The sequence below is a fragment of the Arthrobacter glacialis genome (assembly GCF_002909415.1).
GTDB lineage: Bacteria > Actinomycetota > Actinomycetes > Actinomycetales > Micrococcaceae > Specibacter > Specibacter glacialis.
This window is the reverse complement of sequence record NZ_PPXB01000001.1, coordinates 94,287-119,655: the sequence shown is the minus strand read 5'-3', so window position 1 is coordinate 119,655 and position 25,369 is coordinate 94,287. Positions and strand designations below refer to the sequence as shown.

The 25,369-nt window shown below is 62.8% G+C and carries 23 protein-coding genes; 18 read left to right on the top strand and 5 right to left on the bottom strand.

The features are described 5' to 3' along the window. Positions 1–155: 155 nt before the first annotated feature. The gene (locus CVS28_RS00560) at positions 156–386 is read right to left on the bottom strand and encodes a DUF3073 domain-containing protein (RefSeq protein ID WP_103463796.1); all 231 of its coding nucleotides are present in this window, start codon (positions 384–386) and stop codon (positions 156–158) included. Positions 387–714: 328 nt separating this feature from the next. Here CVS28_RS00560 and CVS28_RS20045 point away from each other — a divergent pair, with 328 nt between their 5' ends. Beyond that, complete coding sequence (locus CVS28_RS20045) at positions 715–2,511, top strand: hypothetical protein (RefSeq protein WP_243399610.1); 1,797 nt, start codon at positions 715–717, stop codon at positions 2,509–2,511. Positions 2,512–2,584: 73 nt separating this feature from the next. Here the strand turns inward: CVS28_RS20045 and clpB are convergent, their stop codons facing one another. Continuing rightward, on the bottom strand, positions 2,585–5,230 hold the full coding sequence (gene clpB, locus CVS28_RS00550; protein ID WP_103480303.1) for an ATP-dependent chaperone ClpB: 2,646 nt from the start codon (positions 5,228–5,230) through the stop codon (positions 2,585–2,587). 162 nt (positions 5,231–5,392) lie between these two features. Between clpB and CVS28_RS00545 the strand changes: the two genes are divergently transcribed. From CVS28_RS00545 to CVS28_RS00510, 8 genes are all read left to right on the top strand, one after another. Further along, positions 5,393–6,163, top strand: coding sequence for a MerR family transcriptional regulator (locus CVS28_RS00545; RefSeq protein WP_103480464.1), 771 nt, complete (start codon positions 5,393–5,395; stop codon positions 6,161–6,163). Between the two features lie 167 nt (positions 6,164–6,330). Next, a complete protein-coding gene (locus tag CVS28_RS00540; RefSeq protein ID WP_103463793.1) occupies positions 6,331–6,543 on the top strand; it encodes a hypothetical protein in 213 nt (70 codons plus the stop codon). Positions 6,544–6,736: 193 nt separating this feature from the next. After that, positions 6,737–6,940 (top strand): helix-turn-helix transcriptional regulator, encoded by a 204-nt coding sequence (locus CVS28_RS00535; protein ID WP_103480301.1) that lies wholly within the window; start codon positions 6,737–6,739, stop codon positions 6,938–6,940. Next, positions 6,937–7,839, top strand: coding sequence for a DUF4031 domain-containing protein (locus CVS28_RS00530; RefSeq protein ID WP_103463791.1), 903 nt, complete (start codon positions 6,937–6,939; stop codon positions 7,837–7,839). Before CVS28_RS00535 ends, CVS28_RS00530 begins: the two co-directional genes overlap by 4 nt. Beyond that, positions 7,836–8,261 carry an ASCH domain-containing protein gene (locus CVS28_RS00525; RefSeq protein WP_103463790.1) on the top strand — a complete coding sequence of 142 codons (426 nt, stop codon included), beginning with the start codon at positions 7,836–7,838 and terminating at the stop codon, positions 8,259–8,261. Before CVS28_RS00530 ends, CVS28_RS00525 begins: the two co-directional genes overlap by 4 nt. Before the next feature lie 33 nt (positions 8,262–8,294). Next, positions 8,295–8,588: a S1 domain-containing protein gene (locus CVS28_RS00520; RefSeq protein WP_103463789.1), complete on the top strand. Its 294-nt coding sequence runs from the start codon at positions 8,295–8,297 to the stop codon at positions 8,586–8,588. A gap of 46 nt (positions 8,589–8,634) precedes the next feature. Further along, positions 8,635–9,294: a pentapeptide repeat-containing protein gene (locus tag CVS28_RS00515; protein ID WP_103480300.1), complete on the top strand. Its 660-nt coding sequence runs from the start codon at positions 8,635–8,637 to the stop codon at positions 9,292–9,294. Positions 9,295–9,311: 17 nt separating this feature from the next. Then, positions 9,312–10,934, top strand: coding sequence for a sialidase family protein (locus tag CVS28_RS00510; RefSeq protein ID WP_103480299.1), 1,623 nt, complete (start codon positions 9,312–9,314; stop codon positions 10,932–10,934). Positions 10,935–10,959: 25 nt separating this feature from the next. Here CVS28_RS00510 and CVS28_RS00505 read toward each other — a convergent pair whose 3' ends face one another. Next, positions 10,960–11,463: a PspA/IM30 family protein gene (locus tag CVS28_RS00505; protein WP_103480298.1), complete on the bottom strand. Its 504-nt coding sequence runs from the start codon at positions 11,461–11,463 to the stop codon at positions 10,960–10,962. Positions 11,464–11,471: 8 nt separating this feature from the next. Then, a complete protein-coding gene (locus CVS28_RS00500; RefSeq protein WP_103480297.1) occupies positions 11,472–12,047 on the bottom strand; it encodes a hypothetical protein in 576 nt (191 codons plus the stop codon). A 128-nt stretch (positions 12,048–12,175) separates the two neighbouring features. Here CVS28_RS00500 and CVS28_RS00495 point away from each other — a divergent pair, with 128 nt between their 5' ends. The 5 genes from CVS28_RS00495 (at position 12,176) to CVS28_RS00475 (ending at position 15,609) form a co-directional block, all read left to right on the top strand. Next, positions 12,176–12,577, top strand: a complete 402-nt coding sequence (locus CVS28_RS00495) for a YccF domain-containing protein (RefSeq protein ID WP_103463784.1) — start codon at positions 12,176–12,178, stop codon at positions 12,575–12,577. Positions 12,578–12,639: 62 nt separating this feature from the next. Then, the gene (locus CVS28_RS00490) at positions 12,640–12,873 is read left to right on the top strand and encodes a hypothetical protein (RefSeq protein ID WP_103463783.1); all 234 of its coding nucleotides are present in this window, start codon (positions 12,640–12,642) and stop codon (positions 12,871–12,873) included. Then, complete coding sequence (locus CVS28_RS00485; RefSeq protein WP_103463782.1) at positions 12,873–13,472, top strand: HutD/Ves family protein; 600 nt, start codon at positions 12,873–12,875, stop codon at positions 13,470–13,472. The genes CVS28_RS00490 and CVS28_RS00485 overlap by 1 nt, the downstream gene beginning before the upstream one ends. Positions 13,473–13,573: 101 nt before the next feature. Then, the gene (locus tag CVS28_RS00480; protein WP_133159018.1) at positions 13,574–14,356 is read left to right on the top strand and encodes a hypothetical protein; all 783 of its coding nucleotides are present in this window, start codon (positions 13,574–13,576) and stop codon (positions 14,354–14,356) included. A gap of 113 nt (positions 14,357–14,469) precedes the next feature. Continuing rightward, a complete protein-coding gene (locus CVS28_RS00475) occupies positions 14,470–15,609 on the top strand; it encodes a cation:proton antiporter (RefSeq protein WP_103480295.1) in 1,140 nt (379 codons plus the stop codon). A gap of 169 nt (positions 15,610–15,778) precedes the next feature. Here CVS28_RS00475 and CVS28_RS00470 read toward each other — a convergent pair whose 3' ends face one another. After that, a complete protein-coding gene (locus CVS28_RS00470) occupies positions 15,779–17,500 on the bottom strand; it encodes a DEAD/DEAH box helicase (RefSeq protein ID WP_103480294.1) in 1,722 nt (573 codons plus the stop codon). A 635-nt stretch (positions 17,501–18,135) separates the two neighbouring features. Between CVS28_RS00470 and trmB the strand changes: the two genes are divergently transcribed. The 4 genes from trmB to narJ all read left to right on the top strand — a co-directional run bounded on the left by trmB (position 18,136) and on the right by narJ (position 25,369). Then, positions 18,136–19,056 carry a tRNA (guanosine(46)-N7)-methyltransferase TrmB gene (trmB, locus tag CVS28_RS00465; protein WP_103480293.1) on the top strand — a complete coding sequence of 307 codons (921 nt, stop codon included), beginning with the start codon at positions 18,136–18,138 and terminating at the stop codon, positions 19,054–19,056. A 255-nt stretch (positions 19,057–19,311) separates the two neighbouring features. Next, positions 19,312–23,025: a nitrate reductase subunit alpha gene (locus CVS28_RS00460; RefSeq protein WP_207797140.1), complete on the top strand. Its 3,714-nt coding sequence runs from the start codon at positions 19,312–19,314 to the stop codon at positions 23,023–23,025. Beyond that, positions 23,025–24,740, top strand: a complete 1,716-nt coding sequence (narH, locus tag CVS28_RS00455; RefSeq protein WP_103480291.1) for a nitrate reductase subunit beta — start codon at positions 23,025–23,027, stop codon at positions 24,738–24,740. The genes CVS28_RS00460 and narH overlap by 1 nt, the downstream gene beginning before the upstream one ends. Continuing rightward, positions 24,737–25,369 carry a nitrate reductase molybdenum cofactor assembly chaperone gene (gene narJ / locus CVS28_RS00450; RefSeq protein ID WP_103463776.1) on the top strand — a complete coding sequence of 211 codons (633 nt, stop codon included), beginning with the start codon at positions 24,737–24,739 and terminating at the stop codon, positions 25,367–25,369. Before narH ends, narJ begins: the two co-directional genes overlap by 4 nt.

Genomic DNA, 25,369 nt, shown 5'->3' with positions numbered 1-25,369 from the left:
CGCTCCCGCTTTTTGCCACAGGTAAACCTGCGGCATTTTGCGGGAGCGGCGGCATTTCCAAAACTGGTTTTAGCGCAACAAAATCCCCACACGACGCTTCAGCATTTTTGGCTGCGCGTCATGCAGGGTTTGTTGCGTTTGGTGTCTAAACGGTCCTAGCCAATGCGGCGGGAGTCCACGTCGTCGTCGTCCTCAAACTGATCTGCATATTTATCTTCATATGCCGAATAATCCGGTTCTGCAGGAACCTCGATTTGCTGGCTCGGGGCTCGCCGAGTTGTTCCACCGAGCTCTTTCTGCAGAGCTGAATAATCAGTGTTCGGGGAGTAATACTTAATGTCCCGAGCCTGCTTGGTTGCCTTCGCCTTTTGACGGCCGCGCCCCATGGCGTGACCCCCTTTTTACACTTGGACCGGAGGTGGTCGCTCGGGCTAAGAGCGAGGCTCCGGAATATTCGGTCAATTTGTCGTACTCATAGATTACATGAGTTCTGGAGCAATCGCGGCAGGCATGGGCTGTTCTGCCCATAGCCAAACATCAAATTTGACGCTGCGGCCACCCAATATTCGATAGAGTCAGCTGTAGGCGGAGAATTTGTTCCGCAATGACGGCTCTTTTGCGGCCAGCACGAAGACGAAACACTGTGTCAGCCACCAACTTCAGTCCATCGATTTTGCGTCAGATCCTTAACGCAGCACGGAAGGTTTAGTACCCATGAACGAAAGCAGCGACGCCAACGGTCAGGGCGCTGAAGAATTCCCCACCCCCACGTCCGGCGAGCCTGAGACAGGCAGTGCCGAAGCGACGCTTTCCGGCACTGACTACAAGTTTGCCGAGCCCACGCTGGGCGACGCCGCGATCAGCGAGGACGTCGCTGAAAGCGTTGACCTTGAAGCCGCTGAAGCCGAGGCCGCCGCAGTGGAACACGAGGCCGAGCTGGCAGCCCGGGGTGTCTCCTCCGGTCTTGGCGAGGACCTCCCCGGCACCCCGGCAGCCAGTGAGCCCGACTGGGACTCCGCCACCACTGTTTTGCGCACCGATTTTTCCCAGCCGCCGGTAGCCACCAACCCATGGACACAGCCCGCGCAGGAAGCCGCACCCGAACAGCCTGCAGCCACGGAGCCCGTTGCGGCCCCGGCTGTACCTGAAGCTGACCTGCCGCCCGCTCCGGAGGCTGCCCCGGGGCAGTTCGACGCCGGAGCTGGCGCACCCCACACGGACCCTGCCCAGGACGCCGCAGCGGCGACGACTCTTGGCCACAGCGTGGACGATGGGCACGGCTGGCACCGCCCGGAAACGCAGTGGCAGCAATCTGCCACGCCTTGGCAGCCTAAGGCCGGTGCCTGGCAGTCCCCGGCACAGATTGCCCGTGGTGAGGCCGATGCCGCAAGCGCAGCTGCTGCTGTCGGAGGCACGGATGCGGCCGCATCGGCCGGACAGCCGGAATTCACCCAAGCCATCCCCGCAGTTCCGCCTGTCCCGCCTGCGGCCACTGCACCCGCTGCGCCGTACGGCCAGCCTGCCCAGGCAGCGCAGCAGCCCTACCAGTCCAGTCAGCAGCCAGGAGTTGCCTCCCAGTTTGGCTCGGCCACGCCTTCCGCTCCGCAAGGTTCCGCCGCGGGCGCCCAGCCGCCCTACGGCCAGGCACAGCCCCCGTATGGTCAGCAGCCCGCCCAGTCCGGCGCCCAGCCGCCCTACGGCCAGGCACAGCCTCCCTACGGTGCACCAACACCCTTTGGCCAGCCGGCAACCCCGGGCGGACAACCCCCGTACGGCGCGCCCGGCATGCCCCCAGTACCCGGCGGCCCCCAAGGTCCCCAGGGCCCCGGTTTCCCCGGCGGCCCCCAAGGTCCCCAGGGCCCCGGTTTCCCCGGCGGCCCCCAAGGTCCCCAGGGCCCCGGTTTCCCCGGCGGCCCCCAGGGTCTTCAGGGTCCCGGCGGCAGTGGCGGCGGAAACGGCAAGAAGAAGCTCTTCATCATTTTGGCCATCGTGGTCCTCGCCGTTGTGCTGCTGGGTGTTCTGGTGACACTGCTCATCGGATTCATCACCTCCAGCTTGAACAATGCCGGACCCGCCCCGGCACCGACCACGCAGTCGCAGGAATCCCCGAGTGACGACCCCAGCAGTGAGGACGTGGATCCGGGCTTAGATGTGGTGGTGCCGCAAGCATCACCGCTGGACTGGATTCAGGGTGACTGCCTGCGCGACTTCAAGGGCGTTTCCGCAGCGGCTGATGTTGTGCTGTGCAACAGCCCGCACTCGGCGCAGCTCGTGGGTACGTTCTACTACGGTGACGACGAGACGTTCCCCGGCGGTGACGCCCTGAAGGCCAAGGCTGCCGAGATTTGCAAGGACGTGCAGCTGACCACCGAGGCGGAGAGCATGAAGGACTTGAAACAGCTCACTGCCTACCCGTCCCAGTCGACCTGGGACGACTCCGGTGATCGTCGCGTGGACTGCCTCATCCAGGACACCAGCGGCAACAACTTGTTGTCCTCGTTGACCAAGTAGCAACGTCTTAAAAAGCTGAAGGGCTGTGGGATTCGGAAATACACTTCCGAATCCCACAGCCCTTCTGTTTGCCCTAGCGGCGGGCGTCGGCGGGCGAGTCTGCCGGAACCCGGCTCACGCTCAAGCCGGAACTGCTGGGCGATTCCATGTCCAACTCATCAAAGACGGCCGCGGTGTCCACCAGAACCGTGTCGCCGTCGGCCACGGTGCCAGCCAGGATCTCCTTGGCCAGGCGGTCGCCAATCTCGCGCTGCACCAGCCGGCGCAACGGCCGGGCGCCGTAGGCGGGGTCGTAACCCGTCAAGGCCAGCCACGCCTTGGCGGCGTCGGTGACCTCCAGCGTCAGGCGGCGTGAATGCAGCCGCGTGGACAGCGCCTGCACCTGCAGGTCCACAATGTGGGATAGCTCTTCCACACTAAGGGCGTCGAACATGACAATCTCATCGAGCCTGTTCAAGAACTCAGGCTTGAACGATGACTCCACCACGCCCATGACAGCCTTGCGCTTTTGCTCATCGGACAGGTTCTGATCCACCAGGAACTGCGAGCCCAGGTTGGATGTCAGCACAATGATCACATTGCGGAAGTCCACTGTGCGGCCCTGCCCGTCGGTGAGCCGGCCGTCGTCGAACACCTGCAAGAGGATGTCAAAGACTTCCGGGTGCGCCTTCTCCACCTCGTCAAGCAGCACCACCGAGTACGGGCGACGGCGCACGGCCTCAGTCAGCTGGCCGCCCTCGTCGTACCCAACGTAGCCCGGAGGCGCACCCACCAGGCGGGACACCGAATGCTTCTCGGAGTACTCGCTCATGTCGATGCGGATCATGGCGCGTTCGTCGTCGAAGAGGAAGTCGGCAAGAGCCTTGGCCAGCTCCGTCTTTCCCACACCTGTGGGGCCCAGGAACAGGAAGGATCCCGTGGGCCGGTCCGGATCGCTGATGCCGGCCCGGGCACGGCGGACCGCGTCGGAGACAGCCGTCACGGCCTTGGACTGGCCAATCAAGCGCGAACCCAGGACCTGCTCCATCTGCAGCAGCTTCTGGCTCTCACCTTGCAACATACGCCCGGCAGGAATTCCCGTCCAGGCAGAGATGACCTCGGCGATGTCGTCGGCCGTGACTTCCTCCGCGACCATCAGGTCAGCCTTTTCAATGGACTCTTCTTCCGCGGCTGCGGCCTCCAAGTCACGCTGCAACGCCGGAATTTCCCCGTACAACACCCGGGAGGCTTGCTCCAGGTCGCCGTCGCGCTGGGCCTTGTCCGCAATGGAACGCAGCTCATCCAGCTTGGCCTTCAAGTCACCAACCCGGTTCAGGCCCGCCTTCTCTGCTTCCCAGCGGGCGTTGAGCCCGGCCAGCTCCTCCTTCTTGTCAGCCATGTCGGCGCGCAATGCCGCCAACCGTTCCACCGATGCGGCGTCCGTTTCTCCACTGAGAGCCAGTTCCTCCATGGTCAAACGGTCGACGGCGCGGCGGAGCTGGTCGATTTCTTCCGGTGCGGAATCGATCTCCATGCGCAGCCTGGACGCCGCCTCATCCATCAGGTCGATCGCCTTGTCGGGCAGCTGACGACCGGTGATGTAGCGGTTGGACAGCGTCGCGGCGGCAACCAGGGCGGAGTCGGCGATGGCCACCTTGTGGTGCGCCTCGTAGCGTTCCTTCAAGCCACGAAGGATGCCGATGGTGTCATCGACGCTGGGCTCGCCCACGAACACCTGCTGGAAACGGCGCTCCAGCGCAGGATCCTTTTCGATGTTCTCGCGGAATTCGTCCAGCGTGGTGGCACCAATCAAGCGCAGCTCGCCACGGGCCAGCATGGGCTTGAGCATGTTGCCCGCATCCATGGAGCCCTCGGAAGCGCCCGCGCCGACCACCGTGTGGATCTCGTCGATGAACGTGACGATCTGACCGTCGGAGGCCTTAATCTCCTCCAACACAGCCTTCAGCCGCTCTTCAAACTCGCCGCGGTATTTGGCCCCGGCCACCATGGCAGCCAGGTCCAGGCTGATGAGCGTTTTCCCGCGCAGGGACTCCGGCACATCTCCAGCCACCATGCGCTGGGCCAGACCTTCCACCACGGCCGTCTTGCCAACGCCGGGCTCACCGATGAGCACGGGGTTGTTCTTGGTGCGGCGGCTGAGGACCTGCATGACGCGGCGAATCTCGGAGTCTCGGCCAATGACGGGGTCCAGCTTGCCCGAGCGGGCAATGGCTGTCATGTCCACCCCGAACTTTTCCAGCGCCTCGAAGGTGTTTTCCGGATCGGGTGAGGTGACCTTGCCGTCGCCTCTAACGGAAGGCAGCGCGGCGTCCAACGCAGCCCGGGAGGCACCTGCCTGGCGCAGGGCGTTTCCTGTTGCTCCGGCGTCGTTCGCGAGACCCAGAAGGAGATGCTCGGTGGAAACGTAGCTGTCTCCCATGGACTCGGCGGCCTGCTGGGCAGCTTGCACGGCCATCAAGGTGTTGCGGCTGAGCTGGGCCTGGGCAACGGAAGTGCCCGACGACGACGGCAGCTCGCGGATCGCGGCGCTGGCGGCGACGCTGACAGCGTCCGGATCAACTGCGGCGGCCCTCAGTAAAGCGACAGCAACGCCTTGGCGCTGATCCATCAGGGCCTTGAGGAGGTGCGCTGGCTCCACGGTGGGATTGCCGGCGGTGGAAGCGTTCATGGCAGCGGAGGAAAGAGCCTCCTGGCTCTTTGTGGTGAATTTGGCGTCCAAGAGGGGTCCTTTCGTTGTGTGTCAACAATGTGTGGCGACTCAGCTCCTACAAAGTTGAGTCTACTACGCTCAACTTACGATCGCGAGAAGTTATTCCGGAATTCTTGATGTGCGCGAAAAATTCTTGACATTGACGATGCGTCAACCTTTACCGTGGTGTTCATGGACCTTTCAATTCAACAGCTGGCCCAACAGAGCGGCACTACAAGCCGCACTCTACGTCACTATGGCGACATTGGCCTACTACCCCCGAGCCGCATCGCCAGCAATGGCTACAGGCACTACGACCAGGCCGCCCTGGTGCGGTTGCAGCGTATTTTACTGCTGCGGGAACTGGGCTTGGGCCTGCCCGCCATTGCCTCGGTACTGGAACATGAAACCTCACCCGCTGCGGCCCTGCGCACGCACGTCGACTTGCTGCGGGCCGAACAGGCGCGGCTGGTGCGGCTGATTGCGTCCGTCGAAAAAACCATTGCAGCCCAAGAAAAAGGAGAAGAAATCATGGCCGAGAAAATGTTTGACGGCTTTGACCACACGCACTACAAGGAGGAAGTGCAGCAACGCTGGGGCAAGGATGCCTATGCACGCAGTGATTCATGGTGGCGCGGCATGGATGCCGCCTCGCAGCAAACCTGGAAGGACCGGCTTGCCACACTGAATAGCGATTGGAGCGCCGCAGCCGCAAGCGGGATGGCCGCCGATTCGACAGCCGCCCAGAAACTGGCGCGGCGCCACGTCGAATGGCTGGGTTCCATCCCGGGGACGCCCGCGTCCACCTCCGGCTCTACGCCCCGGGGCAACCTCAAGGACTACATCCTCGGGCTCAGCGAAATCTACGTGGCCGATGAGCGCTTTGCGGCCAACTACGGCGGCACGGCCGGGGCCACGTTTGTGCGGGACGCCCTGGCTGTCTATGCGGAACGGGAGCTGTAGCGGGGCGCGGGGCCACTGCGTGCGCTCACACAGGTCCTGACCGCACGGTCAGTGTGCAGATAATGCCCTCAAAATCGATATTGAGGGCATTATCTGCACACTCGAGAGACCGGGCGCGCGAAAAGTAAAGTTTCCCTTACATATCTGCGTGACTGACGGGGCAAAAGTTGAAGAAGCAGATAGCAAGTGTGCTCATTGCGGGCCTGGCCCTGCTGGCGGTGTTGCTGGCCTGGGCCAATGCAGCGGAATCGCCAGACGATTGGCCCGCCCGCATTCTGGCTGCCGCTGTGGTGATCGCGGCTCCACTCACAATTCAAGCCCTGAAGAAACGTCATCAGGTACGGACACTGGAGCAGGCCGAAGGCAGCTTCGAGCGGTAAGTCTCCGTCCGGGCCCAATCCGCCGCTTACCTTGATGCCCTCGTGATCCTTGTGCTGGCCCTTGCCATGGTGGCCACATTCGGACATTCACTCCTCGCCACCATGATCACGTTGGGCGCCGCCGTGCTTGTCATCTTGTCCTTTTGGATCCGCTACCAACAGACAAAGAACGCATGCTGGCCGGAGACGGTCGATGAAGAATCGCATAGCTGAGTCGCGCAAGGCGGCAGCGTTGTCGCAGGAAAGCCTGGCTGCCATGCTGTCCGTTTCCAGACAAGCAGTCATCGCCTTGGAGCGCGGGAAATACAATCCCAGCCTTCCGCTGGCATTCCGGCTCGCGAGGGTGTTCAATACGACCATTGAGGGACTTTTCACCGACGAGGAACTGGGGCCATGATCTTCATCGATCCGCCGTATTGGCCGGCACACGGGACAGTGTTCTCACATCTCATCTCCGATGCCTCCTTGGCAGAACTGCATGACTTTGCCGCAGCCAATGACGTGGCCAAGCGTGCCTTTGACCTGGACCATTACGATGTCCCAGCGCGCCGCTACGACGATCTGGTGGCGGCGGGGGCCATGGCGGTCTCTGGCAAGGACCTGGCCCGCGCCCTGGTGGCGTCGGGGCTTCGCATCAAGGCCAAGTACCGGGTCAAGTCGACTGGGTCAGTTCTGGAAGTGCGCTGGGACGCGCTACTTCCGGGGCAGCGGGAGCTGGGGGCTGAGTTGCTGCGCCGCTGGAACGAACCCCACCGGCACTACCATTCGGCCAGCCACCTCTTGGCGGTTTTGGAGTCCCTGGACCTGCTCACAAACAGTGCACCGCCGCCCGCTGTGGCCCTGGCAGCCTGGTTTCATGACGCCGTCTACAACGGGGTGCCGGGCACGGACGAAGAGGAATCAGCCGAGCTGGCCCAGCAGCACCTCAAGGGGCTGGCGCCACCGGCCGTCGTCACCGAAGTGGCCCGTTTGGTGCGGCTGACGGCGCAGCACTCCCCTGCCGCGGATGATCACGCGGGAGCCTTGCTGTGCGACGCCGATCTGGCCATTCTGGGTTCGGCACCCTTGCGTTATGCGCAGTATGTGACGGATGTTCGCAAGGACTACGCGCACATTCCCGAGGACCAGTTCAGCTTGGGACGGGCAGCCGTACTGAGTCAGCTATTGGCGTTGGAGCCGCTGTTCCGCACGGAGCTGGGGCAGCAGCTCTGGGCGGTTCAGGCCCGGATCAACATGTCCACCGAGTTGGCGCAACTGGACCACACGGTCATCGACGCCGGTAGGCTGGCACCATGACCGGCTACAGCTCCCTGCCCGTGTGTGAATTCGCGTTCCCCGGCCCCTTGCGGGACCAACTTGTTGCCGCCGTCCTTGACGGTTCCAAGACCTCAACCACCGCCACCTGCATTGAATACGAGATTGAGCAGGAGGCGCTTCCCTTTGTTGGAGCGCAGGAAGTGGTCATCGACTCCGCGGGCAAGCCTGTGGCTGTCATTGAAATGACCGACGTTCGCTTTGCCCGCCTCGCGGACGTGGACCTGCAACATGCCATCGACGAGGGCGAGGGCTTCAGCACCGTGGCCCAGTGGCGGGCCGGCCACGAGGAATTTTGGCATTCACAGGACATGCGCGACGCCATGGGAGACCCCCGTTTCACGGTGGATGACGGCACGGAGCTGGTGCTTCAGCGCTTCAAGGTGGTGGCGCGGCTGCCCTAGCGCCGCCAGGCATGGGGCACCTATTCTGGGGCCATGGAAACCTTGGGGACGGTCCGGATTTGGCACGACGAAGAAGGCTGGGGAGTCATTGACTCAGAGCCCACGCCCGGCGGTTGCTGGGCTCATTTCTCCCACATTGCCGTGCCCGGCTACGCTTCGCTGAAAAACGGCCAGGCGGTAATTCTTGAGTGGGAGGCCGCGGACCAGGACGGTTTCACCTTCCGGGCAACACGGTTGTGGCCCGCCGGTGCGGTGCCCATCACCAATGAACCCACGCCCGCCGACGGCCCGTACTCTTCCAGTCTGTCCATCACCTTTGAGGGGTAAGCGGTATCATAATTTCGGTGCCGCCGCAGCTGGCTAAGCTGGTGCCATGGCCCCGAAAAAAGAATCTCGCGAACCCCGGCTGACACCGCTTCATCTGCATGACCTGGTGGAGAACGACGATGCGTTCTTTGGCCCGGGCGACACCTATGACGGCCAACTCTTCGACAAGCCGTCCTTTGACGAAGCCAACCTGACCTCCACGGACTTCCTGGAATGCCAGCTCAACGGGCCAACCCTGAACAACACCGAACTGCGCGGCGTACGCTTCCGTGGCACGGTGATCAATGACAGCTTTGCTCCCGTGATGCATGGCGCGCGGACCAGCTGGCGGGACACTGAAGTCACGGCCCCGCGCTGGGGATCGGCAGAGCTTTACGACAGCAGCTGGCAGTCAGTGCGCATTGACGGCGGCAAAATCGACTTCCTCAACCTGCGCGCCGCCAAGATCACGGACCTGCTCATCAGCGACGCCATCATCGGCGAACTGGATCTGGGCGGGGCCACCGTGACCCGAATGGCTCTGAAGAATTGCCGGATTGGCACCCTTGACCTGCAGCAGGCCACGCTGAAGGACCTTGATCTGCGCGGCACGGAATTCCGCACCCTCAACGGCGTCGGATCCATGTCCGGGGTGGTCATGGACGACTATCAACTGGGCCTGCTGGCACCCATTCTGGCGACGCATTTGGGCATCACCATCGCCTAGCGGGCTAGACTCGGCATGTGAAGCTACGTCCTACCTCATCGGAACATGTTCTTGCCCGTCGCGGAATTGCCGGCCACCGCCAGTATCGCATCCCGGCCCTGGCTGTCTCCCCGCGCGGCACCCTGCTGGCCGCCTATGACGGCCGCCCCAATTTGGATGATCTGCCCAACCCGATCGACCTGCTGATCCGCCGCAGCCTGGACAATGGCGCCACCTGGGAACCGCAGCAAACAGTCCGCACGGGCACCGGATTGGACGGCTATGGCGATCCCAGCCTGCTGATCGACACCCAGACACAACGAATCTTCATGTTCCACGCGGCGGGCACGCATGCCGGCTTCTTTGAGGCCATTGAAGGGCTGGAGGATCAAGACAGCATCCAGCACGCCGATCTCAGCTTTTCCGACGACGACGGCGTCACCTGGCAACACCGCAGGCTCACCGCCATGCTCAAACGCGAGGGCATGACAGGCTTGTTTGCCGCAGCCGGCGCAGGCATCCAAATCCACACGGGCCCCTTTGCCGGACGCCTGGTCCAGCAATTTGTGGTGCTGTCCCGCGGCGAGATTGCCTCCGCCAGCGCGCACAGCGACGACCACGGAGACACCTGGACCCTGGGCGAATTCATCGCCGGCGGCAATGAGAATAAGGTGGTGGCCCGCACTGATGGGAGCCTGTTGATGCACTCCCGCGCCACCCCGTACCGACTCACGGCCGTTTCCACCGACGGCGGCCACAGCTACTCCCCCGCGCAGCCCCACCACGAGCTGCCGGACCCCAGCGACAACGGCTCCGTAGCACGCTTTGACGGACTCCCCAACGTCACCGGGCTCGCTTCCCCAGAGACTGACAGCTGGCTCATTGCCACCCACAACCACGACCCGCTGCTGCGCCGGAACACTGTTTTGAAGCTCTCGCAAGACAACGGCGCAACGTGGCCCTACGCCGTCGTACTGTGCGCTGGAAGTTCCGAGTACTCCACGGCAGCCCGCCTGCCCGATGGCCGGATTGGCGTGCTCTATGAACGCCAGGGCTACCAGGAGATTGTGTATGTGGTGCTCGACCCGGCGGACTTGTTGGCCTCCCCTGCTGCTGATTTGACGCACGACGGCGGCACCACCTACGCCGGCGGGCTCGCTTTGGACGTGGCGTTGCGGTCCATTACCCCGGGCCGCCCCGCTGTGTGGGAAAGTGTTGGCGAGAGTTTTGTGCTGACACAGACCGACGGGGATTGGGATCCGGCGGCGTGGAAGGAAGTGGGGCAGGGCTATTCCGCGGACGCGCCCCAGGTGCTGTCCAACCGTGAATCGCAGGATCTGAACTACGGGCCGGTGATCTCCGGATACAAGGTGGGGGACGTGCTGGCGTTCAGCGGCCGGGTGCGCAATGGCGACGCGGTGCCTTCAGTGGTGGCTGTTTTCCTTGAGGGCGCCGCTGTGGCTGTTGAGGTTCTGCTGGCGGCGGAGCCATTGGACCCCGGTCAGGCCCGCGGGTTCACGGCCAGCTACACGGTGACGGCAGAGGATGTTGCCGCCGGCAGTGCCACCGTCACGTTCACCCTGAATGCCGGCGACACCTCGCAGGCCGCCAAGAAGGCCTTTGCCTTCGGCATGGTGACGGGCAACGTCACCGAGTCCTGACCCGGGTTCGTTCAAACACGGCGGGCTAGCGTGCCGGTCCGTCCAGATCATCCAGCGAGCTGGCTATTTTGTGGCGGGCATCGGCCGCCGTGTGCACGGCTTTGAGCGTCTCGGCAGTGACGTTGAAACCCGCCACCCTAGCCTGCAGCTGGGTCAAGGCAGCTATCAGCATGGTCTCCTGCTCGGCCAGGGCGTCGCGTTGGGAGAGCAGGTCGGCCATTTGCTCGCCCATGATGAGGTGGCGGCCCAGGGCAGTTTGCGCCGCTGCCCCATCCCCGGCGGCCTGAGATTCCTCGGTCTGGGCGGACAGCTGATCCATGGCACCTTGCAGGTGGCTTGCCTGCAGGTCCAGTCGCTGCCGGCTCACCGACACATCGGCCACGCCGCGGCGCATCTTCTGCACGGCAGCCTGCTGCTTAATCTGCGCGTCCGCCAAGGTGAGTTGATTGGTGGAGGAGGCACCGGCGTCGTACGTCTTCTTGGCCCGCTTGGGACCGAAGAAAGCTGCAAGCCGGGCAAAAAAACTCATGAGGACGGCTAGTCCTTGCCGAGATCCGTGTAGGTGGCGGACCAGTTCTTGAGCATGGTGGCTTCAATTTCCAGGGTGCGGGTGAGGTCCTTCAGATCCACGTCGCCGGCGGGCGCGGCGGCGCTGGCTAAGGCGTTGCGAACACCCTTGGCCGTCTGGGTGATTTGTTCCACCTGGACGCCAAGCGTCTTGGAATAGAGGCCCTGCACCGCGGGGTCGGGCTCCTGCTGGGCCACCAACAGCTGGTGCTCCATGACGGTGCCGGTTTGTTGGAGGGTGTTGAAGATCTGCTCAAGATTGCCGGTGTACTGGCCGGTGCTCTGGGCCACGGCCAGGGAACGCCGGGTGGCTTCCAGGGACTCCGCCAAGGCAACTCGCTGTTTGAGGATCTCGGCCACAGGCCCGGTGCTTGTCTCGGCCCGGGCCTTGAGGGCATTGCGTTTGGCCGACTCGTATTTGGGCTTGGAAATTTTCACCAGGCCCAGCACCCCGCGGCGGATCAGCACCCCCATGACGATGGCCACACCCACCACAATCGCGATGATGACCAGCATGAGGATTAAAAAGACTGTGCCGAAGTCCATGGTTTCTTCGTTTTCCTGCCGTTGAAAATCGCTGAGAGATCGTGGAAATTAGCCTAGCACCGGCCGCTGGGGAAAGCTCAGGGTCATCCCCGATGCCATTGTGGGTGCCAGCAGGGCACAATGGGGTGATGAAGACACTCTTGAACATCATCTGGCTGGTTTTCGGCGGTTTTTGGCTGGCTCTTAGCTACTTTCTGGCCGGAATTGTGTGCTGCATTCTCATCATCACCATTCCGTGGGGCATAGCTTCCTTCCGCATTGCCGGCTACGCCCTGTGGCCGTTTGGCCGGACTGTGGTGGACAAGCCCGGCGGCACGGGCATTGCCAGCACCCTGGGCAATGTCATTTGGATTCTGGTGGCCGGGATCTGGATTGTCATCAGCCACATCACCACAGCAGTTGCCATGGCCGTGACCATCATTGGCATCCCGCTGGCCATCGCCAACATCAAGATGATCCCCATCTCCTTGATGCCGTTGGGCAAGGAAATTGTGCCCACCAGTCAGCCCTTTGTGCGCAGCTACCACTAAAGGCCCTGCCCAGATGACGCCCCTGGAGGACCCGCCGGGGCAATGCCGCGTAAGCTGGTGCCATGCGTATTAAGTCCGACTGGCTGGACATCATTGTCAACTTCGCCAGCTTTACAGCCATGATCCTGGTGCTTACCTTTGCCCGGTTCTCGCTGCCCATCAAGATCGTGCTGGCCTTTGCCGTTTCCCTGGCCATCACGGGAGGCTGGTCTTACTACAAACGCAAGCTCCGCCGTCGCCCCTCAGACCCCAAGCGCCTGCACGTGTACAGCGTCAAGAATGAGGACGAAAAGTAGTGGAAATTATTCGTTACGCCTCACTCAAGACCATGCCCTGGCCCAACGGCGGCGGAGTGAGCCGGCAACTCGCTGCGGCTCCGGCCACTGACGGCGGTTTCGATTGGCGCATCAGCATTGCCGAGGTTGCCAAGGCCGGGCCGTTTTCACCCATGCCCGGGATGGACCGGATCATCACCGTGATCGACGGCGAACTCATCGCTCTCACGGTTGACGGTGCCGAGCAGGCACTGGAAAAGTTCCGCCCGTTCCGCTTTTCCGGCGACTCCGAGACGTCCGCAGCCCTGCCCACCGGCACGCTGAAGGACCTGAATTTGATCACCCGCCGGAGCGCCTTCAAGGGCTATGCGGCCATCATCGAGCTGTCCAAAAAGCGCCCGCACCCCGTCTTTGCCGACCAGTTTGCCGTGCTGCTGCAAGGTGCTGCCACTGTTTCCCCCGCTGCGGTTTCAGTTGTCGACGCCGGAGCCTCCTCCGCTGCGCCCGTCACCTCAGCCGAGTCGCTGGGCAAGTTCGACACAGTGGTGGGGTCCGAGGACGCACCCGAAATTTCAGGCCGCGGGTTCCTCGCCATACTGAGCATCGATCCCGTCGGGTAGCACTGCCCACCCCTGCATAATTCCCCAACTTCATCCCTTGGTCTGATGTTCCGCGCCCCTTGGCTCTCCTAGGCTGGCCGTTCTGGGGAAAGGGTTCAACCGTGAGATTTTCAATTCGCGCAACGATGGGTTCGGTGGCGGTGGCGGCTTTGTTGGGACTGGGCGCATGCGCCGCCCCACCCACCACCACGTACACCAATGAGGCGGGCCAAGAAGTCACCGTGAATTGGAAAGACTATCCTGTGCATGCTTACTCCCTGCCCGCGGAACTGCTGGATGCCCCCGTCAAAGAGGACACCGAAGCCGTCGCGGCGGAACTGTTCGAGGAAATCAAAACAGCCCTCACCGCTGAATATCGAATGGAATGGGAAGCCCGTGGCGAAGCCGGCTGGTTCCCCACCACGGGCAATGGCTACGGCGGCCAGGCCATGACTTACACGTACAACTCCGTTGAGTGGAGAAGCACCACACTTCCCCCATCCACTGCCGAGTGGAAGAAAATCATGAGTGTCATCAATGGGTTCACCACTGCCTCTGGATTGGGCCGCGTGAAGCTCACCCCTGACAGCGACTCATTGGCGAACGACCCTGAACGGCAAAAAGAGCTGGTGGAAGAATACGGCACGGCTGATCTGGACAAACTGTATTGGTGGGCCGGTACAGCGTATTCGGGTTCCCAGTGGCTCTCCGTCAATTTGGTCAATGTGGATAGAGATACCAGCGGCAAAGCAGCCAAGGAATATCAAGAATCCGAGCTTCCGGCACGCTCCATCTCCATCACCTACGGCACTACCACCGTGTCCCGAGCGGATCTGCCTGCGTTCAAGAAAGCCTTGGAACAGTTTGAAGGACTGACGCCCCCGGAACCCACCACCTCGGACTGAGGCCGCCGTCATCTTCACCGTCGGCCCACCAAAACTCTTGGGCAATTTGGCGCTGCCATGCACAATGGGCATATGGAACAGCCTCGTTTGTCCACCCACCCCCGGCCTGGTCCATGACCTTCCCCATCCTGGCCCTCATTTGCGTGGCCGCCCTGCTGGGCCCGCTGCTGGCGCTCCCGGCACGGTGGCGCATTCCGGTGGTGATCGGAGAGCTGCTCGCGGGGATCCTCATTGGCCGCTCCGGACTGGGTTTGGTGGATCCGGCCGAACCCACCTTCACGTTCCTAGCGGACATGGGGTTTGCCCTCATCATGTTCGTGGTGGGCACGCACGTCCCGGTCCGAAACAAGCAAATTCGCGCCGCCCTGGGCAGTGGCGCCCTGCGCCTCATGGTGGTGGCAGCGGCTGCCGCAGCGGTGGGCATTGGCCTGGCTGCTATTTTTGGCGGCGGGCACGCACCGCTCTACATCGTGTTGCTCGCTTCGTCGTCCGCAGCACTGGCGTTGCCCATGATTGGCTCCCTGAAATTATCAGGGCCTCCTGTCCTTGCCATGACAGCCCAAGTGGCCATGGCCGATACTCTGGCCATCATCGCCCTGCCGCTTGTTCTCAACCCGGCCACAGCGGGCAGGGCGGCACTGGGCTCCTTGGCAGTTATGGCGAGTACCGGCGCCGTGTTTTTGTTGTTGCGCACAGCGGACGCAAACGGCACTTGGCGACGTATTCACAAGGTTTCTGAAAACAGGAAGTTTGCCTTTGAACTGCGATTCCAGCTGGTGGTCCTGTTTGCCTTGGCAGGCCTGGCGGTGTGGAGCCATGTGTCCATCATGCTTGCCGGATTTGCGTTCGGGCTGGCGGTTTCGGCCGTGGGAGAGCCGCGCCGGCTGGCCCATCAATTATTTGCCCTCACCGAGGGATTTTTGGGCCCACTATTTTTTCTCTGGCTTGGCGCGTCCTTGGACCTACGCGAACTTGCCGCCCATCCCCCGATGATCGCGCTGGGGCTGTCCCTGGGGTTTGGTGCCATAGCCGTCCATTGCGTGACGTGCTTCCTTGGTCAACCACTGCCGCTGGGCGTGCTCTCCGCTTCGCAGCTGGGCGTGCCCGTCGCCGCTGCCACGATTGGCATTCAGCAGAATCTGCTGGCTCCTGGCGAGCCGGCCGCCCTGATTCTGGGCGCCCTTGTCACGATTGCTGCGGCCACCGTTGCCGCTAGTCGTTACCGAGCTGCTGCACCAGCGCGCCGCCGGTGAGTGCCGCCGTCGTACATCATGCCATTAACCAAAACTGACCCGCAGTTATGGTCGAAAAACACCGCGAAATCGCGATTTTTCGACCATTACTGCGGGTCAGTTGCTTGGGCCCACGCGCCCGAGGGTTCCCTGGCCGAGCTTGCGAGGTTGGGGCGGGCGTGGGGACTAGTTAGCGGGCGCGGCGCTGGTTGGACGCAGGCGCTGACGCGCGGCGCGGTCCGCCGGAGCGTGCACCGCCACCGTTGGAGTTGAAGCTGCCACCGGAGTTGCCGCCAGTGTTGGAGGACCACACTGCGCCACCCTGGCCGGCACCGCGTGAGTTGCTGCGCGGGGCGTCGTTGGTGTGCGAGGAGCTGCGCGTTGCTGAACCCTGGCCTGCGCGGTTGCCGCGAGCCACGTCACCGTCGCGAGACGGGCGGCTCTCGCCGGAACGTGCCGGACGACCTTCACCGGCGGCACGGGCCGGACGGCCCTGACCGGCAAAGCGACCACCAGCAGGCTGGCCTTCGCGACGCTCGGAACGGTTCCCGGCAGCTGCCGGACGCTCAGAGGAATCGGCGGAAACGCGACCGCGTCCACCACGACCGCCACGGCCACCGGCTGTGGGGGCTGCGCCTGTGCGGGCACGCTTGCGCTGAGCGTTGGCGCCGGTTGAGGTGCCACCACCCTGTGCCGGCTGCTTGGAAGCAAGCAGGGCTGCGCGGGTGCGGGGATCAATCTTGTCAGCAACATCGCCCACCAGGTTGGCAATGGTCGGTGAGCTGGCGTTGACGCGCTCAAAGTTCACGTCAACACCGGCTGCCTTCATGAGCTTCTTGACGTCGCTCTGCTGCTCGGGGAGCGTCAGGGTGACAACAACGCCGTCGGACCCGGCGCGAGCCGTACGCCCTGATCGGTGCAGGTATGCCTTGTGCTCTGTGGGCGGGTCAACGTGGATGACCAGTTCAATGTCATCAACGTGCACGCCGCGGGCGGCAACGTCGGTGGCAACCAGGACGCGCACGTCACCGGTGGAGAACTCGGCCAGGTTCCTGTCACGGGCATTCTGTGACAGGTTTCCGTGCAGATCAACGGCGGGGATACCGGCGTCGGTCAGGGTCTTGGCCAGCTTGCGGGCGTGGTGCTTGGTCCGCATGAACAGGATGCGACGGCCGGCACCGGAGGCCAGTTCAACAATGACCTGCTTCTTGATGGTCTGGTCGCCAACAACCAGAACATGGTGCTCCATGGTGGAAACCGAAGCAACCGGCTCATCCACTGAGTGGGTGAGCTGGTTGGAGAGGTAACGCTGAACAATCTTGTCCACGCCGTTGTCCAACGTTGCGGAGAACAGCATGCGCTGGCCCTGGGTGGGCGTGGTGTCCAGCAGGCGCTTGACGACGGGCAGGAAGCCGAGGTCAGCCATGTGGTCGGCCTCATCCAAAACAGTGATCTCGACACTTTCCAGTGAGACGATGCGCTGCTTCATGAGGTCTTCGAGGCGGCCCGGGCAGGCGATGACGATGTCGACGCCGGCGCGCAGTGCCTTTTCCTGGCGAGCCTGGGAGACACCGCCGTAAATGACTGTGGTGTTCAAGCCCATGGCCTTGGCCAACGGCTCGATCGTGTTGTTCAGCTGGGTGGCCAGCTCACGGGTGGGTGCCAGCACCAGGCCCATGGGGCGGCCGGGCTTGCGGAAGTAAGGGGCTTCGCGCTCGGCCAGACGGGCAACGAGCGGGATAGCGAAGGCAATGGTCTTGCCGGAGCCGGTGCGGCCGCGTCCCAGAACATCGCGACCTGCCAGTGTGTCAGGCAAGGTCTTGATCTGGATGGGGAATGCTTCTTCAATGCCCTGAGCGGCGAGTGAAGCAACGATTTCCTTGGGCGCACCAAGGGCAGCAAAAGTTGTCATGTAAAGAGAGAATCTTTCGTAAGGCGGTTCAACGTCCCAGGATCAGTTTTGAGCCCGGGTTCGCCGATTCAATGCCAGAGCGTGTCAACCGCGGGCCGCACAGTGCAAAATTACTGTGCAAATCTTTGCGGGACAAGTTGCATGCGTTCATCGACGCAGAATGCGCTTGATGCACATTAAGTATTCCCAGTCTAACAGGGGCACGACGCCGGGCGCTCACCTTAGTGCCGCATCTCACCTTCTGCGGCGAATGCTGACCGCAACTGCGAGCTGCATGGTTACACGCGGTCTTTTGTGGCCAAGGTCAGCACTCGCGGTCATAGCTGCAGTTATCCACCGTTGTCGCAGCCAAAACCACCCCGCGTGTTCAGCGACATGGCAGGTCACGCCCTCAAGGCCGGCTATAAGGGCGTGGTCTGCCATCTTTTTGCGTAGGCGGTGATCTGGAAGGTGTCGGGGCTGCTCAGCAATCGAAACAGCAGCAGATGTGGGTTGCGGGCCCCGGAACCCGCATCAGCTGCAGTTTCGATGACAGAACTCGCTGCCAACCCGCATCAGCTGCTGTTTCGAATGCAGGAATCTCACCAATACCGGTAAGGGCCAGCCTTCAGAAGAAGCCCGGTACCCTTAAAGGGATGAGTGAAATCCCAGCTTCCGTCCCCGAATCCCCCGCAACAGCGACTGACGCGCCCGCAGAGCAGCGTGCGCCGCGTTCGCAGGACGGAACAGCGCGCCCCGTCACCCCGGGCAGCCAGGCTGCGGAGGGGACCTACCGCGCCCAGCCGGTGTCTTTTGTGCGCCGCGGCACGCGTTTGCAGGGACGGCGCCAGCAGGCCTGGGACGATCACTCCGACACCCTCGCAGTGGACGTTCCCCGCCACATTGCCGACACCTCGGTTCACCCCGAGTACGTTTTTGACGCCGAGGCGGAGTTCGGCCGCACGGCCCCCCTGGTCGTGGAGATTGGTTCAGGTCTGGGAGATGCCGTGGTCCACGCCGCCATGGAAAACCCCGACAAGGACTTTCTCGCCGTCGAGGTGTACACGCCCGGCCTGGCGCAGACCATCCAAAAGATCGTGGCCAAGCAGCTGACCAATGTCCGCGTGGTGCAGGCCAACGCGCCGGAGGTCCTGAGCACCATGCTCCCGCCCGGTTCCGTCAGCCAAGTCTGGGTGTTTTTCCCGGACCCCTGGCACAAGTCCAAGCACAATAAGCGCCGCATGGTGAAGGACACCTTCGCCCCTCTGGTTGCCCGCGTACTGGTCCCCGGCGGAATCTGGCGCCTAGCCACCGACTGGTCCACCTACGCCGAGCAAATGCAGCAAGTGGGCCAGGCATCTACTGACTTCACCAACATGCACGACGGCGAGCGCACCGGAGCCGAGAGCCCCCTCACCGAGGCTCGGCTCAGCGGAGTCGACTGCGAGCAAAGTGAGGAGCCCGACGCAGTGGGCGGTTGGGCTCCGCGCTTTGACGGCCGCATACTGACCAGTTTTGAGAACAAGGCCCACAATGCTGGCCGTGTCATCTTTGACCTGGCCTTCCGCCGCAACTAGTCCCCTCGCCCTCCCTAACAACTGGCCCGCAGAAAACGGCGAAAATTCACGGATTTGACGTGTTTTTCGGCGTTTTCTGCGGGCTAGTTGCTTTAAAAACTGGGGCGCACGCTTCGTCATGTTGGCGCATACCCATGACACAAAAGTCACCACAAAAAACAAAAGTCGCATGATCATGGCAACAATTAGCACAGCACTTTGTCGACTAATCCAGTGACTGTAGTAAACCGCCCGAATGCCCCCTAGGGTGGGGCCATGACTGCTGAACCTTTTGTTGCTGGAGTCGATGGCCCGGCGTCGGACGCGATGTTGAAGCTGGGGCGTTTCTTCACCAAGTGGGATGTGAGCGATGATTCCCGCGCGGTTTTCCGGGAGGGCGGACGGGCCGGCGACATCTTTTATCGCGACAGGTGGAGTCATGACAAGGTGGTGCGGTCAACCCACGGCGTGAACTGCACGGGGTCGTGTTCTTGGAAGGTGTACGTCAAGGACGGCATCATCACCTGGGAATCCCAGCAGACCGACTACCCCAGCGTGGGCCCGGACAGCCCCGAGTATGAGCCCCGCGGCTGCCCCCGCGGCGCGGCGTTCTCCTGGTACACCTACTCCCCCACCAGGGTTCGCTTCCCCTACGCCCGCGGCGTGCTCGTGGAAATGTACCGCGAAGCTAAGGCACGCCTCAAGGACCCCGTGCTGGCGTTTGCCGAAGTCGCTGCCGACCCGGAAAAACGCAAGCGGTATCAAAATGCCCGCGGCAAGGGCGGCCTGGTCCGTACTTCCTGGGCCGAGGCACTGGAAATAGCTGCCGCCGCGCACGTGAACACCATCAAGACGTACGGCCCGGACCGGGTGGCGGGCTTCTCCCCCATCCCGGCCATGTCCATTGTCAGCCACGCCATTGGCACCCGCTTTGTGCAGCTGATCGGCGGGGTCATGACCTCCTTTTATGACTGGTACGCGGATCTTCCCGTGGCCAGCCCTCAGGTCTTTGGTGACCAAACCGACGTCCCGGAGTCCGGCGACTGGTGGGATGCCACGTACCTGATGATGTGGGGCTCCAACGTCCCCGTCACCCGCACCCCCGACGCCCATTGGATGACTGAAGTGCGCTACCGCGGCACCAAGGTCATCGCTGTGAGCCCCGACTATGCGGACAACACCAAGTTCGCCGACGAATGGCTGCCTGCCGCGGCCGGCACCGACGCCGCCCTGGCCATGGGCATGGGCCACGTGATGCTCAAGGAATTTTTCGTGGACCGCCAGGTGCCGTTCTTCCAAAGCTATGTCCGCCAGTTCACCGACCTGCCGTTCCTCATCAGGCTGGTGAAGCGCGACGACGGGACATATAGTCCCGGCAAATTCCTCACCGCCGCGCTGGTCCCCGGCCAGGAAAACCAGGAGGATGCCGCGTTCAAGACGATGCTCTTTGACCGGGTGAGCGGCAAGGCCATTGTCCCCAACGGCACCCTGGGGCACCGGTACTCCAAAACCGGCGAGGGCAAATGGAACCTTGACTTGGAGGGCATTGAACCGGCCCTAAGCATGGCCGAGGTGTCCAGCGAATCGTTGGAGATCCTGTTGCCCTGCTTTGAGGACCCCGAGGGTGCCGGCTCCATCCTCAAACGCGGGGTTCCCGTCAAGATGGTTGAGGGCCATCTTGTCACCACCGTGTATGACTTGATGCTGGCCCAATACGGGGTGGGCCGCGAAGGTCTGCCGGGCGACTGGGCAAGCGACTACAACGACGCCTCCACCCCGTACACTCCCGCCTGGCAGGAAGAAATCACCTCAGTCCCCGCCCAGGCGTGCATCCGGATTGCCCGCGAATTTGCCCGCAATGCGGAGCAGTCCAAGGGCCGTTCCATGATCATCATGGGCGCCGGCATTTGCCAGTGGTTCCACGGCGACACCACCTACCGGGCCATTTTGGCGCTCGTCATGCTCACTGGCTGCATGGGCCGCAACGGCGGCGGCTGGGCCCACTATGTGGGGCAGGAAAAGTGCCGCCCCATCACCGGCTGGGTGTCCCTGGCCAATGCCCTCGACTGGTCGCGCCCGCCGCGCACCATGATCGGCACCGGCTATTGGTACATGCACACTGACCAGTGGCGCCAGGACGGCTACTCCGCAGATGCCCTGAAGTCCCCACTGTCCACGGGCAGTTTGGATGGCATGCACACGGCCGACGCGCTGGCGCAGTCGGCACGACTGGGCTGGATGCCGTTTTATCCGCAGTTCGATGCGAACCCGCTGGATCTGGCAGACCAAGCCATCGCAGCGGTGGCGGCAGGTGAGGCGCCGGATGAGAAGACGTGGGTTGCGCAATCATTGCAGAACGGGACCATCAACCCGGCCATTGAGGATGTTGACGCACCGGAAAACTGGCCACGCACGCTGGTGCTGTGGCGTTCGAACCTGTTTGGTTCCTCGGCTAAGGGTAACGAGTACTTTTTGCGCAACCTGCTCGGCACCCACAACAACGTCATGGGCCAGGACAGCGAAGCCTCACTCAAGCCCAAAGACGTGAAATGGCATGAGCAGGGCCCCGAGGGCAAGCTGGATTTCCTGGTCTCCGCCGACTTCCGCATGACCAGCACAACCCTGCTGTCCGACGTCGTTTTTCCGGCGGCAACCTGGTACGAGAAGCACGACCTCTCCTCCACCGACATGCACCCGTTTGTGCACGCTTTCACCCCGGCCATTGACCCGCCGTGGGAGACCAAGACTGACTTTGAGATGTTCCAACTGCTCGCCGAGGAGTTTTCGCGCCAGGCAGTGCAGCACTTGGGCACCCGCAAGGATCTGGTCAGCGTCCCGCTCATTCACGACACCGTGGGGCAGATCGCCCAGCCAGGCGGGGTGGTTCGCGACTGGCGCGAGGACGGCATTGAGGGTGTCCCGGGACAGAACATGCCCAACTTCATGGTGGTGGAACGCGACTACACGGCCATCGCCAACAAGCTCACGGCTGTGGGCCCGCTGGCGGACAAACTGGGCTTCACCGTCAAGGACGTCAACTACAAACTCGACAAAGCGCTCACCCACCTGGCCAAGGCGAACGGGGTCATGATGGGCGGTGCGGCGCACGGCCGCCCGGCCATCGACACGGACGCGAAACTGGCCGAGGCCATCTTGACGTTCTCCGGCACCACCAATGGCCAGCTGGCTGTCAGCGGCTTCAAAGAGCTGGAAAAGCGCACCGGCGTGAAGCTGGTGGATTTGGCCGAGGGCAGCGAGGAAAAGCATATTTCCTTCGCCATGACCCAGGCCGGGCCGGTTCCGGTGATCACCTCCCCGGAATGGTCCGGCTCGGAGACGGGCGGGCGGCGCTATTCACCGTTCACCATCAACATTGAGCGACTCAAACCCTTCCACACGCTCACGGGGCGCATGCATTTCTTCCTTGACCACGACTGGATCATCGACATTGGTGAGGCGCTGCCCATCTACCGGCCACCGCTGGACATGCACAAACTCTTTGGCGAACCCAAGCTGGGACCCACGGGCGAGCAGGAAATTGTGGTCCGCTACCTGACCCCGCACTCCAAATGGTCCATCCACTCCGAATACCAGGACAACCTGCTCATGCTCTCGCTCTCGCGTGGCGGCCCCACCGTGTGGATGAGCCCGCAGGATGCCAACTCAATCTGCGTCTTGGACAACGAATGGGTTGAGTGCGTGAACATGAACGGCGTGTTCGTGGGCAGGGCGGTGGTCAGCCACCGCATGCCGGCAGGTGTCGCCTACATTCACCACGCCCAGGAGCGCACCATCGACGTGCCCAAGTCGGAGGCCACGGGCCGGCGCGGCGGCATTCACAATTCGGTGACCCGGCTGCTCGTGAAACCCTCGCACCTGATTGGCGGCTACGCCCAGCTCACGTACGCGTTCAACTACCTTGGCCCCACGGGAAACCAGCGGGACAACGTTTCCACCATCCGCCGTCGCTCTCAGGAGGTGCAGTACTAATGCGTGTAATGGCTCAAATGGGCATGGTCATGAATCTGGACAAATGCATTGGCTGCCACACCTGCTCCGTCACGTGCAAGCAGGCCTGGACCAACCGGGCAGGCGTGGAGTACGTCTGGTTCAACAATGTGGAGACCCGCCCCGGGCAGGGCTATCCGCGCCGCTACGAGGACCAGGAAAAGTGGAAGGGCGGCTGGGAGCTGAACAAGCGCGGCCGCCTCAAACTCAAAGCCGGCGGGCGCGTGAAGAAACTGTTCGGGCTGTTCGCCAACCCCATCCAGCCCGAGCTCAAGGACTACTACGAGCCGTGGACCTACGACTACAAGACGCTGGTGGACGCACCCCTGGGCGATGATTTCCCCGTGGCCCGGCCCAAAAGTCTGATCACCGGCAAGGACACCAAAATCACCTGGAGCGCCAACTGGGATGACAATTTGGGCGGCACCACGGAGCTGGGCCATCTGGATCCCATCGTGGAGAAGGTGCGCCGCGAGTCAGAAGACAAAATCAAGTTTGAGTACGAGCAGACGTTCATGTTTTACCTGCCGCGCATTTGCGAGCACTGCCTAAACCCTTCCTGCATGGCTTCCTGCCCGTCCGGCGCCATCTACAAACGCGTTGAAGACGGCATTGTGCTGGTGGATCAGGACCAGTGCCGCGGCTGGCGCCAGTGCATGACGGGCTGCCCCTACAAGAAGATTTACTTCAACCACAAAACCGGCAAGGCCGAGAAGTGCACCTTCTGCTACCCGCGCATCGAGGTCGGTTTGCCTACCGTGTGCTCGGAAACCTGTGTGGGCCGGCTGCGGTATCTGGGGCTTTTCCTGTACGACGCCGACGCCGTCACCGCTGCCGCCTCGGTCACCGATCCCAAGGACCTGTACCAAGCGCAGATGGACGTGCTGCTTGACCCCAACGATCCTGACGTGATCAAGGCGGCCCGCGAGCAAGGAATACAGGAGGACTGGATTGAGGCGGCGCAAAAGTCGCCCGTGTATGCGCTGACCAAGGTGTACAAACTGGCCCTGCCGCTGCACCCCGAGTACCGGACCATGCCCATGGTTTGGTACATCCCGCCGCTGTCCCCCGTGGTTGATTTACTCCGCGATCAAGGGCACGACGCCGAGAACCAGGACGTGCTGTTCGGCGCCATTGACGCCCTGCGCATCCCCGTGGAGTACCTGGCCGAGCTGTTCACGGCCGGGGATACCGAACGTGTCACGGAGGTGCTGCGCAAGTTGGCGGCCATGCGCGCCTATATGCGCGGCATTTCCCTGGGCAATGACCCCGACGAGTCCATCCCGGCCAGTGTGGGCATGGACGGGGCCACCATGTATGAGATGTACCGGCTCATGGCCATCGCCAAATACAGCGAACGCTACGTGATCCCCAAGGCGCACGCCGAGCAGGCGCACGACCTTGAGGAGATGGGCTGTTCCTTGGACTTCGACGGCGGACCCGGCATGGGTGCCATGGGCAACTCACCCTTCGGCGAAGCCAGCGGGCGCCCCACACCTGTGGCCGTGGAAACGTTCAATGCCCTGTCGGACCGGCAAAGCTCGGATTCCGTGGCGGGAGCTGACACGCTGCGCGGCCGGGTGAACCTGCTCAATTGGGACGGCAACGGTGCACCGCCCGGATTGTTCCCGCAAGATCACCCCACCGGGCCGGCCGTTGATGCCCGGGCGGATGCCCTTGACGGCGGTGGCTCATGAGCAGGCAGACCGGCAAACAAGACCAGGTTTCATTTCTGGCCGCCGCCTGGTGCCTGTCCTACCCCGATGCCGCACTGGTGGCCAGGGTGCCGCTTATGCGCGCCGCACTTGGCGAGTTTCCGGGCGCAAGCCAGCCGTTCGCCGTCGTGCTTGCCATGCTGGAGTCCACCGACTTGATGGAACTGCAAACCCAGTACGTCCAGGAGTTCGACTTGGGCAAGCGCCACGCCCTGCACCTTTCCTACTGGACGGACGGAGACACGCGCCGCCGCGGGGAAGTGTTGGGGGCGTTCAAGAAGGTGTACCGCGGCTCAGACACCCTGGTGGACACGCACGGGGAACTGCCGGACTACCTGCCCATGGTGCTGGAATATGCGGCCACGGTGGACATGGTCGCCGGCAAGGAGTTATTGCAGCAGTACCGGCCCAGCCTTGAACTGATCAAGTTTGGGCTGCTGCGGGACAATCTTCCCCACGCCGCCATGGTGCAGGCCGTGTGCAACTCCCTGCCCGGGGCTTCGCCCGCCGATGAACAAGCTGTCATGCGGATGGCCGGTTACGGCCCACCCACCGAGTCCGTGGGCCTGGACCCCTATGATCCGCGGCTGCTGCCCATGAAAGGTGCCTGA